The sequence below is a fragment of the Campylobacter estrildidarum genome (assembly GCF_005406205.1).
Lineage (GTDB): Bacteria > Campylobacterota > Campylobacteria > Campylobacterales > Campylobacteraceae > Campylobacter_D > Campylobacter_D estrildidarum.
The window spans coordinates 1-10,589 of sequence record NZ_NXLZ01000022.1 but is presented as its reverse complement, the minus strand read 5'-3'; the positions used below and the strand labels follow the sequence as shown (position 1 = coordinate 10,589).

18 protein-coding genes and 1 pseudogene are annotated in these 10,589 nt (G+C 27.0%); 17 read left to right on the top strand and 2 right to left on the bottom strand.

Going from position 1 to position 10,589, the window contains the following annotated elements:
- The 3 genes and pseudogenes from CQA69_RS09210 to CQA69_RS08445 form a co-directional block, all read left to right on the top strand.
- Positions 1–174, top strand: a pseudogene (locus CQA69_RS09210) (DNA/RNA non-specific endonuclease); the annotation flags it as partial.
- A gap of 78 nt (positions 175–252) precedes the next feature.
- Positions 253–1,473 (top strand): AAA family ATPase, encoded by a 1,221-nt coding sequence (locus CQA69_RS08450; protein ID WP_137621345.1) that lies wholly within the window; start codon positions 253–255, stop codon positions 1,471–1,473.
- A complete protein-coding gene (locus CQA69_RS08445) occupies positions 1,466–1,912 on the top strand; it encodes a hypothetical protein (RefSeq protein ID WP_137621344.1) in 447 nt (148 codons plus the stop codon). Before CQA69_RS08450 ends, CQA69_RS08445 begins: the two co-directional genes overlap by 8 nt.
- Before the next feature lie 82 nt (positions 1,913–1,994).
- Here CQA69_RS08445 and CQA69_RS08440 read toward each other — a convergent pair whose 3' ends face one another.
- Together CQA69_RS08440 and CQA69_RS08435 are read right to left on the bottom strand one after the other, a co-directional pair.
- Positions 1,995–2,468: a hypothetical protein gene (locus CQA69_RS08440; RefSeq protein ID WP_137621343.1), complete on the bottom strand. Its 474-nt coding sequence runs from the start codon at positions 2,466–2,468 to the stop codon at positions 1,995–1,997.
- Positions 2,469–2,501: 33 nt separating this feature from the next.
- Positions 2,502–3,263: a hypothetical protein gene (locus CQA69_RS08435; RefSeq protein ID WP_137621342.1), complete on the bottom strand. Its 762-nt coding sequence runs from the start codon at positions 3,261–3,263 to the stop codon at positions 2,502–2,504.
- Between the two features lie 152 nt (positions 3,264–3,415).
- Here CQA69_RS08435 and CQA69_RS08430 point away from each other — a divergent pair, with 152 nt between their 5' ends.
- The 14 genes from CQA69_RS08430 (at position 3,416) to CQA69_RS08365 (ending at position 10,509) form a co-directional block, all read left to right on the top strand.
- A complete protein-coding gene (locus CQA69_RS08430; protein WP_137621341.1) occupies positions 3,416–3,607 on the top strand; it encodes a hypothetical protein in 192 nt (63 codons plus the stop codon).
- 402 nt (positions 3,608–4,009) lie between these two features.
- Complete coding sequence (locus CQA69_RS08425; RefSeq protein ID WP_137621340.1) at positions 4,010–4,249, top strand: hypothetical protein; 240 nt, start codon at positions 4,010–4,012, stop codon at positions 4,247–4,249.
- Positions 4,240–4,503, top strand: a complete 264-nt coding sequence (locus tag CQA69_RS08420; RefSeq protein WP_137621339.1) for a hypothetical protein — start codon at positions 4,240–4,242, stop codon at positions 4,501–4,503. Before CQA69_RS08425 ends, CQA69_RS08420 begins: the two co-directional genes overlap by 10 nt.
- Positions 4,504–4,547: 44 nt before the next feature.
- Positions 4,548–4,781 (top strand): hypothetical protein, encoded by a 234-nt coding sequence (locus CQA69_RS08415; protein WP_137621338.1) that lies wholly within the window; start codon positions 4,548–4,550, stop codon positions 4,779–4,781.
- Positions 4,778–5,155: a hypothetical protein gene (locus CQA69_RS08410; RefSeq protein ID WP_137621337.1), complete on the top strand. Its 378-nt coding sequence runs from the start codon at positions 4,778–4,780 to the stop codon at positions 5,153–5,155. The genes CQA69_RS08415 and CQA69_RS08410 overlap by 4 nt, the downstream gene beginning before the upstream one ends.
- Before the next feature lie 43 nt (positions 5,156–5,198).
- Positions 5,199–5,435 (top strand): transcriptional regulator, encoded by a 237-nt coding sequence (locus CQA69_RS08405; RefSeq protein WP_137621336.1) that lies wholly within the window; start codon positions 5,199–5,201, stop codon positions 5,433–5,435.
- A gap of 356 nt (positions 5,436–5,791) precedes the next feature.
- Complete coding sequence (locus CQA69_RS08400; protein WP_137621335.1) at positions 5,792–5,974, top strand: hypothetical protein; 183 nt, start codon at positions 5,792–5,794, stop codon at positions 5,972–5,974.
- The gene (locus tag CQA69_RS08395; protein ID WP_137621334.1) at positions 5,971–6,717 is read left to right on the top strand and encodes a phage antirepressor KilAC domain-containing protein; all 747 of its coding nucleotides are present in this window, start codon (positions 5,971–5,973) and stop codon (positions 6,715–6,717) included. The genes CQA69_RS08400 and CQA69_RS08395 overlap by 4 nt, the downstream gene beginning before the upstream one ends.
- Positions 6,707–7,561 carry a lambda-exonuclease family protein gene (locus CQA69_RS08390; protein ID WP_137621333.1) on the top strand — a complete coding sequence of 285 codons (855 nt, stop codon included), beginning with the start codon at positions 6,707–6,709 and terminating at the stop codon, positions 7,559–7,561. Before CQA69_RS08395 ends, CQA69_RS08390 begins: the two co-directional genes overlap by 11 nt.
- 1 nt (position 7,562) lies before the next feature.
- Positions 7,563–8,297: a hypothetical protein gene (locus CQA69_RS08385; RefSeq protein WP_137621332.1), complete on the top strand. Its 735-nt coding sequence runs from the start codon at positions 7,563–7,565 to the stop codon at positions 8,295–8,297.
- The gene (locus tag CQA69_RS08380) at positions 8,294–9,013 is read left to right on the top strand and encodes a hypothetical protein (RefSeq protein ID WP_137621331.1); all 720 of its coding nucleotides are present in this window, start codon (positions 8,294–8,296) and stop codon (positions 9,011–9,013) included. Before CQA69_RS08385 ends, CQA69_RS08380 begins: the two co-directional genes overlap by 4 nt.
- Positions 9,014–9,055: 42 nt before the next feature.
- The gene (locus CQA69_RS08375) at positions 9,056–9,541 is read left to right on the top strand and encodes a hypothetical protein (RefSeq protein WP_137621330.1); all 486 of its coding nucleotides are present in this window, start codon (positions 9,056–9,058) and stop codon (positions 9,539–9,541) included.
- 238 nt (positions 9,542–9,779) lie between these two features.
- Complete coding sequence (locus CQA69_RS08370; RefSeq protein ID WP_137621329.1) at positions 9,780–9,980, top strand: hypothetical protein; 201 nt, start codon at positions 9,780–9,782, stop codon at positions 9,978–9,980.
- Positions 9,967–10,509 carry a pentapeptide repeat-containing protein gene (locus CQA69_RS08365; protein WP_137621328.1) on the top strand — a complete coding sequence of 181 codons (543 nt, stop codon included), beginning with the start codon at positions 9,967–9,969 and terminating at the stop codon, positions 10,507–10,509. The genes CQA69_RS08370 and CQA69_RS08365 overlap by 14 nt, the downstream gene beginning before the upstream one ends.
- Positions 10,510–10,589 lie beyond the last annotated feature (80 nt).

Below are 10,589 nucleotides of genomic sequence, written 5' to 3'. Positions count from 1 at the left end.
TATGACAATAATCCACAAAGAATAAAAAATAATATAGCTATTCCAAGCTCTTATGTTAAGATCTTAAAAGGCAATAATTTTAAAGAATGTTATCAAGTGTCTAACCATGAAGTTGAAGATGAGAGTATAAAAAAATATAAGGTTAATTGTGATAAAATCTATATTTATAAATAAAAATTGCAAAATTAATATAAAAATATTTTTTATTTTTATAAAGCACAATTATAAATATTTTAACAAGGTAATATTTTAATGCAAAAAGTAGTAATTAAAAATTTAGGACCTATACAAGAAGCGGAGATATCCTTAAAACCATTTGTGGTATTCATAGGAAAAAATGGGAGTGGAAAAAGTGTTATTTTAAGAACCATTAGCATGTTAAAATGGTTATATAAACATGAGTGGATGTCATCATTTTTTGAGCCAAAACTAATTAATTCCATAAATCAAGAAAAATTTAATGGATATCTTAAAGAATCAATGCTAGATACCTACATAAATAAAGAAACTGAAATTCAATTAATGGATGATAAAACCCCAGTAATAGAAATAAAAAATCAAAATATAACTATACATCAAATAAAAAGCAAAAAAACAATCGGGAAAATAATATTTATAAATGACACTAGAAATTTTTTACCAGAGTTATTTACACTTCCTGAGCAAAGAAAAATCAAATTATCATACCATACAGATGATATGATAGCAAATTTTATTGAAAGTATTAAAAATTCAAAGAACCTCAAATTGAATACTATGGAAAATATAACATTTACGACTGAAATGGAAGCAGATTTTAGTAAATATTATTTAAAATATAATGATATTAAAATACCATTTGAGCAGTCAAGTTCTGGAGAAAAGAGCACTAGTGTATTAGAAATAATATGTAATTATTTTGCCTATGATTATGATATCGAACAAAAAAGCATTAAAAAAATTATTCTTGAAAACATATTAAATAAATTTACCATAGAAAAAGAAAGATTAGAAGGGCGGTATCAACATATTGAAAAAGAAATGCTCAAACACTTTGATTCTCTTAACTTTCTTTTTTCTCAAAAAAATAAACCATCTTTGGATATTTTTATAGAAGAGCCAGAATCAAATCTATTTCCAATTAATCAAAAAAATATGGCTTATTATCTTGCAAGCCTTAGGAATGCAAAAAATAAACCAAATATCATATTTTCAACTCATAGCCCATATATATTAACATCATTAAATAATATATTATATGCTTCAATGCTTGAACAAAAACTACAAGACGCTACAAAAAACGATATTTATAAAATAATTGATAAAAAAAACATTATAGATTATAAAGATCTAGTGGCTTATAAATTAGAAAATGGAAAAGCAAAATTAATTATAGATAAAGAAACAAATCTAATTGATGCTGAATATATAGACACCGTATCAGGTGAAATAATGGATGATTTTTACAAAATAGCGGAGTTGAATAATGATTAATAAATTTATAGAGTTAAATCAACAAGAGTATGATAAGATATTAACATGTGAGAAAAATGTAAAACTAGAGTTGCATTGCAATGGAGAGAAATTTTATAAAATTCTAATTGATACAAACAACAAAATAGAAAATAAAGTCACAAGATGTGATTATCTTGCTACTACAACCGACTTAAAGAAAATAATTATATACATAGAACTAAAAGGTGAAAATATACAACGAGCTATTGAACAAATATTAACTACATGTGATTTTCTTAATGAGAAATTTGAAAAACGATATGCGGCTATACCACATACTGGAAATCCGGAAGCAAAAACTATATTACAGAATAATATATCTCGATTTCAAAAGAAAAACTTTAAGTTGCCATTATTGACTTCAAGCAACACTTTAAAACTTAAATATAATCCAAATACTAAAACAATTAGCAAGTAAAACCAAAATCAAATAATTTTTAATCAATACCCCATCAACCTTTTATATCCATCGCAACTAAATTAATATAACCATTATTAAATTATAATTTTCCAAACTTTTTCTCATATTCTGATAATTTTTCTTTTAAATTTTCATTTTCTTTATACATTGCATCTATTATATCTTCTCTTTTATCTTCGTCTATTTTATAATTTTCATCTATACTATGTTCATCATCTGAAATTGCTTCAATTAGTTGTTTTAGAGCATCATTATCTTCGCTTCTATCTTTTTCTTCACGCTCTTGAAGTAACAAGTTACAACACTCTTCAAGTAAAAGAATATCTTTTTCTGTTTTTTCTCTTGTTTCATCAAAATCTTTACGAATTTTATATATGTTCTCTATAAAGTGAATTTTAAAACTTTCATTTAGTTCATTTAAATTAGCTTTGATTAAAGATATTTCTTTATTGATATCTTCTATTTTTTTCTTTTTCTCTTTCTTATTTTCTAAAATAAACATGATAATATAATATACAATTGCTATAACAGCAACAAACGCTAAAAAATGCATTACATTAATTTTTCCAATTCTCTAAAAATGTTTTTAAAGATTTTTTTCCTTTTTTATATTTAAACTATCTAGAACCAGATCATAAAATCTGGTTCTAAAGTTATCGCTAAAAGGTATACTAAAACTTAAAATACTTTGATTTAGAATATTATCCTTGTTATCGTAAAGAGTATTTTTACTTATCCCTACAATATTGTAAAAATAGTTAAAAAATTTATTATAGTATATATCAGCATAAAACGAACTCAATTCTTTACTTTTTTCTCCATAATGAAATTTCTTAAGCTCTTCCTTGTTTGCGGGATAATATGTTTTTGCATTAAGAGCATCTAACGGTATTTTAGGTATTCCACCATAGCCAAAATATGTATTATTTGCAAATTGAGGAGTGTTTAAAGCCACTAAATTAGTTCCTAATGATGCAAAAAATAATCCCCATTTAACAATAGAAGCATTTGTCCTCTGTTTATTGATGTTTTCCTCATTATTCAATTCATTTGCTACCAAAATTAAAGGACTAATTGTAATTATTATTTTGTAATCGTATCTGCTATTGCCACTTGTTCTTACTTCAAGATTTCTTTTTGTAAATGAAGCATTTGCACCAATTCCTTCAAATGCTAGTTCATTTAACGAACTATCATTATTGTCTAATTTTAAATAGTAGATCGATTTTGGCTTAGGTATAAAATTCGTTGTAGTATTGACATCATAATGTGTAATTTTGTCAAGATCTTGCTTGCTTGCACAAGCTGTAAATAAAATGGCTATACAAATTAAAATTATTTTTTTCATTAATTAAAACCCTTTCGTATTTAAAAATTCATTATTTTAAAATTATACCACAAAAAATAATTTAAAAATTGTAGCAATACTACTTTTATTTAAGTATTTTTTAAGTGTAGTAATACTACAATTTTATCAACAAAACAAAAAAAGGAAGTTAAATGTTAGAGATTAAACTAGATTTAAGACCTGATTTAAAAAAAATGTTAGAAATAGCCTTTGAAAGAAATTATTCAAAAAGTTATGCTTCCTTGGAAGAGTTTTTAGTCGACGTTCTTGATAATGCAGTTAAAAACATAATCACCAAAGAAGCATTTGAAAACAAAAGATTTGTTATTTCTCTAAAAGATTAGGAGATTATAACAAAAACAATAAAAATTTAGTCTAAAAGTTTAACAAGTCTTTTAAAAAAAAGGCTTTCTTAAGCTTTTGACCACTTGGAAATTAAGCTTTAGCTATTATGTTAATAGTTTAGGATAGTGGAAGGGTTAGCAAGTTATCCATAAACTTGGCTCGTAATTATTGTTTATAGTGCTATTTTAAAAGATTTTCTTGCACTTTAAAAACGACAGAAAACAAGGGTTTAAGAAAGTGATTCTTTCTTAAGCTCCTTAATGCTTAAATGAGGCAACGATTTTCAAAAAATTTATTCATTACTAAAAATTTTTACACAGCATAGGACTCTCCTTTAAAAAAATTTTAATCCATTAATTTCCTTTAAGTTGCCTCTTTTAAGCATTAAAAAGGAGAAAATAATGAAAAGATACCATTCTAAAGAGAAAGTGGTTGAGATCTTTACAAAAGATGAATACCACAAAAAACAAAATGAAATCAAAGAATTAAAAGATGAGATTAAAAACCTTCGTCTTAGAAATTTAACTCTTTCAAAAGACTTATCGCAATCTTGCATTAGCGAGATAGAAAATTTACAAAGAATCAATGCTTTAGAAAATGAAATTTACAAACTTAAAAAGGAGGCTAAGCAATGTTCTTAAAAAATAAGAAAAATGAAAAAATTAAAAGTTTAGAAGAAGAACTTGCGAGATTAAAAAAGCTTATCAATCTTAAAGATGCTGTAATTAATGAAATAGGGCAAAGATTAGAAGATGAAATTAAAAGCAATATAAAATTATCTCACTTTCGGATAAAAACACTTGAAGCTTTGGGACTAATCGGAGTTAGAGAAAACGATGAAATCGCTTTAGAGAAAATAAAAATATTAATCGCCCTTAACGACGCAAATAGTTAAAATTTTAAACGATTATGTTAAAATAAATAAAATAAGGATAAATGATGAACAAAGATAATATCACTTACGCAAGAGGTCGTTTGATTGAACTTAAAGACAAAAAGGATGAGTTAGAAAGACTTATCAAGGATAGTAAAAATTTAGTAATTAAAAATATACAAAATGATGATTTAAGCGGTGCTAGACTTTATATTGATAAATTAGAACTTTATTTTGATGAGCTTTTAAAGACAAACACAGATCTAAATTTACTTTGTAATAAATGGGGATTTAAATGAGTGAAAATATAGAACTTTTTGAAAATTATACTGCTAAAACTCTAGGATATCTTTATAGCACTTTTCCTATTCCAAGCGATTTTAATTTTTTTGATTTTATTCCAAAATTAGAATATAGCGAGTTTTTAACACATCAGCTTAATGCTTATCATACTATCAATTATTTAAAAAATAATCATTTCTTAGATTTTGAAAGTTTAGATTTAGAAATGGGACAAGTTAAAAACGCTATTTTAAAACCCAAAGCCTTAGAACTTTTAAAGCAAGATGGTTTAGGAATGCAATTAAAAAAAGCTTTAAATGCTGGTAGAGATGAACTTATAAGAAGTGTTATAAACAAGGCTTTAGAAATGAGTCTTAAATTTATGTTTTAATACTCTTTTTGATAAAATTATAAATAAAGAAAAAAGGAGAACAATGACAAGTGAAGAATTAAAACAATTTTGCAAAGAAAGAAACTTAACCTATAAGGAGCTCGGGGAGTTAATAGGTTTTGGCGAAGGTGCGGTAAAAAATGCTATTTCTACTGAAAAAATAAGTTTTCAAATGGCACACGCCATTAATATGCTTAAAAAAATTTTTGAACTAGAAGCAAAACTGGAAAAAGCAGAAGCTATCAAAAAAGACTTTAAAGCGTGGATTAACGAAAATTAATCCACAAAGTAAATTTAAATTACTTCTTTATCTACAAAAAATAAAAATAAATTATTACAAGCTTGACAATAAGTAATTAATATAATATAATTGTGTTATCAAAAGTAAAAATAAATTACTTTTGAAATCTAAAAAGGAGAACACAATGCAAAGATTAGATTTATTAATTAAACTTGCGGTTTTAATTTATTTAATCTGTAAGATTATCCAGCTGTGGATATAAGTAAAGGGCGAAAGCCCTTTTAATCTTAAGCATTGTGTATCCTTTAATTATAGCATAAGGAGCTTAAAATGAGCGAAGTTTTAGAAGTTTTGCAAGTGGTTTTACTTGCTTATATTGCATTAAGGCTTAGCAAATGAGCCAAGAGGAAAAGTTTTTAGAATGTTTAACAAAAGCCACCAAGGGTAAAAATGATTTGACTAATTTTGAAGTCTTGGAGTTTGCTTTTAGTTTATTTTGTTGCCTTGATAATTATATTCAAAGCGTCAAGGCCAGAGATAATAAGATTTTAAAATTATTGAAAGGAGATGAAAAGTGAATTTGGAGCTTTTTAAAAAAGATGAAAACAAAGAAATAAGCCTAACATCTTTAGAAATCGCAGAGCTTACAGGCAAAGAACATTTTCACGTTACAAGAGATATAGAAACTTACTTAGAAAAAGTAGTTGAAGGGGGTGTCTCCAAATTTGAAGACACCTACCAAAACCCACAAAACAAGCAGTCTTACAAGTGTTACCGCTTACCAAAAAGAGAAGTATTGATTTTAGTGAGTGGCTATAGTGTGGAGCTAAGAGCAAAGATAATCGATAGATTAGAATACTTAGAAAATGAAATCAAAAAACAAAGTTTAAAAGTCCCACAAACTTATGCCGAAGCTTTACTAGAGGCTGGAAAATTTGCACTGGAAGCTCAAAGATTAGAACTCGAAAACAAAACTTTAAAAGAAAAAGCCGAACAAAACGCACCACTAATCCACTTTGCAAATCGGATTAAAGATAGCAACGATGCTATTTTAATAAGAGATTATGCAAAAATCCTTTATGAGAAAAACAAAATCGAAATTGGAGAAAAAAGACTTTTTGCATTTTTAAGAGAGAAAGGTTTTTTAATGAATGATAATAAACCTTATCAAAAGTGCATAGAACAAGGACTTTTTAGAGTAAGCGAAACCACTATAAGCACAATAAAAGGCGATCGGCTTGTAAGCACGACAAAAATAACAGGCAAGGGTCAAATTAAAATTACAAATTTATTATTAGAAAGGAATCATTATGCAGTATAAAATTATAGAACTAGAACAAGGCTCTAAGGAATGGCTAGAGTTTAGAAAAGGGAAAATCGGTGCCTCTATGGTTGCATCGTGTGTTGGGATAAAAGGTGCTTTTCTCTCTAAAGAAGAAGCTAAAAATATCATTTTAGGACTTAAAGAAGCTTATCAAAATAAGGCTATGAAAAATGGTATAGCTTATGAAAGTTTAATTAGGGCCAAAGCAGAATTTACACATTTTACAAGCATTAAGCCTGTAGTTTTACAAAGCTTAGAAAATGAAATGTTTATGGCTAGTTTGGATGGAGTAGATGAGAATGGAGATATTTACGAATTTAAATACTCAAATAAAGAATTTGATTTTGTAAAAACAAATAATAAGCCAAGTGATATATACTATGCACAAGTGCAATTCCAGCTTTATATAAGCGGTGTTAAAAAATGCTTTTTTATGGTTATGAATGAAAACGAAGATTTAATAGAATGTGAAGTTTCAAGTGATGAAAATTACCAGAAATGGCTTATTAAAGAGCTTGAAAAATTTATCATTAGCTATCTTATCGACAATAAAACAGATTATAAAGAACTAGATGATAATCACTCTAGAGCGTTAGCATTAGAAATCATACGCCTTGAAAGCACTATTAAACCTATCAAAGAAAAACTTGAAACTTTGAAAAAAGAGTTTATAGAATTAGCTAATGGTGAAAAAGTTAAATGTCTTGATATTACAGTTTATCCGCAAAATAGAACGACTATTGATTATAAAGGGTTTTTGGAGAAAAGTAATATTGCAGTGCCTAAAGAATTTTACAAAGAAAGCACTTCGATGTGTTTAAAAATCAAAAAAGGAGCATAAAATGAGTAATGAAGTTATAGCAGCAAAAGAGCAAAAATTAGAAGTGAATTTTAATCCTTATGAACTCGCCTTAATTAAGGGCGATTTGTCAAAACTTGATGATGTAGAAAGAACAGCCTATGTTAAAAATCTTTGTGATAGTTTGGGCTTAAATATGCTTACCAAGCCTTTTGAATACATTATTTTAAATGGAAAGCTTACTTTATACGCAAACAAATCAGCCACGGATCAATTAAGACAAATTAGAAAAGTTAGCATTACAAAAACAGAAGTGAATCAAGTGGGTGATATTTATATGGTTACAGCTTATGCAGCTACACCGGACGGAAGAACCGATTGTGATACAGGGGCGTTAAGTATTAAAAATTTAGGTGGAGACAATCTAGCAAATGCCTTAATGAAAGCCATAACCAAAGCCAAAAGACGCGTTACCTTAAGCATATGTGGTCTTGGAATGCTCGATGAAAGTGAATTAGAAACTATAAAAGAGAAAACATTTCTAAACCCTGAAAAAGATTTGAAAGTGTGGGGTGGCGATAAAACAGCTATAGAAAATAAAGCAAATGAACTCAAAAGCTTAGGTGCTGAGCTTAGAAAACTTATGAGCGATAATGGCTTAAGTGTCGAAGAACAAAACGTTTTTATAAAAAAACATTCTTTATTTACAAGCGAAAAGATACAAGAGATGTTAAATGATGAAGACAGGTTTTTAAATATGTTAAAGGATGAAAAATGATACCTAGTTTTAAAGCAAGTTACGAAGTAGCAAACTACACCTCGCAAATTGAATACTTAAGCGAAGGTGGGCTTTATAGCGGAGTATTTCGCAAAGCCTTTTTATACGATAAATTGGCAAGTGATGGCAGCATAAATACTTTTGCTTATTTTGAATTTTTAACAAAAAAAGAGCAAAAACTAGCCACATTTAATCTTTTTGTAGCCAAAAATAACAGCTTTTCTTATGTCAATAAAAACGGAGAAAGTGAGGATTATATAGGCTTTAGACAATTAAACGCAATTATGAAATTTTTAGAAATTGATGAGCTTGATTTCAGCGAAAAAGGAACTGAGAATGTTTTTGGAATTGAAGCTGAAGTGATTTATTTAAATTCTTTAATTGATAAACTTTTGGTCTTAGGTTTTGGAACTGAAGAGTATCTAAATAAAAACGGAGAGTTGGCCAATAAGGTATTCTTAGATAGGATCTTCAATAAAAAAATGCAAAACATAGATGAGTTTCAAAACAACAAAGAGCCTTTAGCTATAAAATCATTTAAGGCAAGACATAAAAAGATACAAGCACAAGAACAAGGCGGGTTCCAAGCCAAAAACACGCTTGATTCTCAAGCACAAAATTTTACTCCAAAAGAAAATCAAAGTTATGATCCTTACGCGAATAAAAATGAAAAATATATAGAACTTGAGGATAATAACAAGGATTTACCTTTTTAGCCATTTTTTATAAATGGCTAAAAGATTTAAGGATGAAACAAAATGAAAAAAATATTTAATAAAATTTTGGGTATAGCACTTCCATTAATATTTGGGTTTCCTATATCATTTACTTCATATATTCTTTTGTCTAAACCCTTAGATAATTACAGCATTATTATTGTATTAAGGGTTTTGTTAATGACAATTGGATTGATTTTTTGCTTATGCCTCTTACATAAAATTTTAAAATCTATTTATAGATTTCTTTTTATTTATAGACTTTATGAATATGAAAGTGACAAAGGCAAGGCTTTATTTTTATTATTAAAAAATTATGATGATTATGAATATATTATATTTAGTGAATATAGAGGCACGATGGTAGCTGGTAATGATATATTAAATAATTCAAAAATAGTAAAATATAAAAAATGGATTTTCTTATGTAAATGTGTTAAAAATTATATAAAAAGATTTTTTAAATTAAAAATAGCAAGAAATTGTAAAAAAACGATTTTTAAATGCAAGATTAGTAATGAAAATTAAATGATAAAAAGGTGATAAGAATGAAAAACATTTTAAAATTTTTATTACTAACTCTTAAACTAACTACCTATATATTATTTTTCTCTCTTGGTATTATAGGTTTTTGCTTTATTTTTTTAGCAATTTTTATTTTTGATATTTGCTTGTATATTGAAAAATTATCAAAAGGAGCTTAAATGAAAAGACTAATATTTTTGTTATCTTAGCACTAAATGCGAGTGCAGACATTTACTCAAATATGAGTGAATACGCATTAATTCTTAAGTTGAGCGACACCTGCTCTTTGATAGACACTTCAAACACTCTTTATAAAATTAAACTACTCAAACACATACCTTTAGAATTTAAAAGTGGAAATGCTGTTTTTAAAACTAATGTTTATGATTTTGTGAAGATGTGTGAAGAGATTAGAAAAGGAGAAATAAATGTCAGTTATTAAAAAACTCGATGGTAGTATTATCATAAAAGATGATAAGAAAAGCGAAAGAGAACTAGTTAAGCATTGTTTAGAAAATGGAATATCACTCAATGAAGCTAATTTGGATAATTTAGATCTAAGCGGTTTTAATTTTAACAATGCTTTTATAAATGGTGCAAGTTTTAAAAATACAATTTTAAGCAATATTAGCTCTAAAAATGCATCTTTTATAGAGTGCGATTTTACAAAATCAGATTTTAGTTTTTGCAATCTTTTAAATACGGAGTTTGAAGAATGTGTTTTAAAAGAGCTTATTTTAAGGGATACTATAGGAGATATGAAAAATATATTTAGCGTGGTTTTAGATACCTACGTTATGACTTTTACGAATGAATTTATGAATTTGGGTTGCGATAGTAAAAGTATAGATGATTGGAGAAAAACAACCGCTGATGATATAGAAGATGAAGAACAGAAGTGGCTTTGGAGTTATTATAAAGAACTTATTTTTGAAATTATAGATAAAAGATTAGGAGTAAAACATGATTAGATTGGATATTGGAGATTATTATACTAGAAAAGAAGTGTCAAATCTCTTGAAAGTAAAAGAGCCTATAGTTCATAAATACG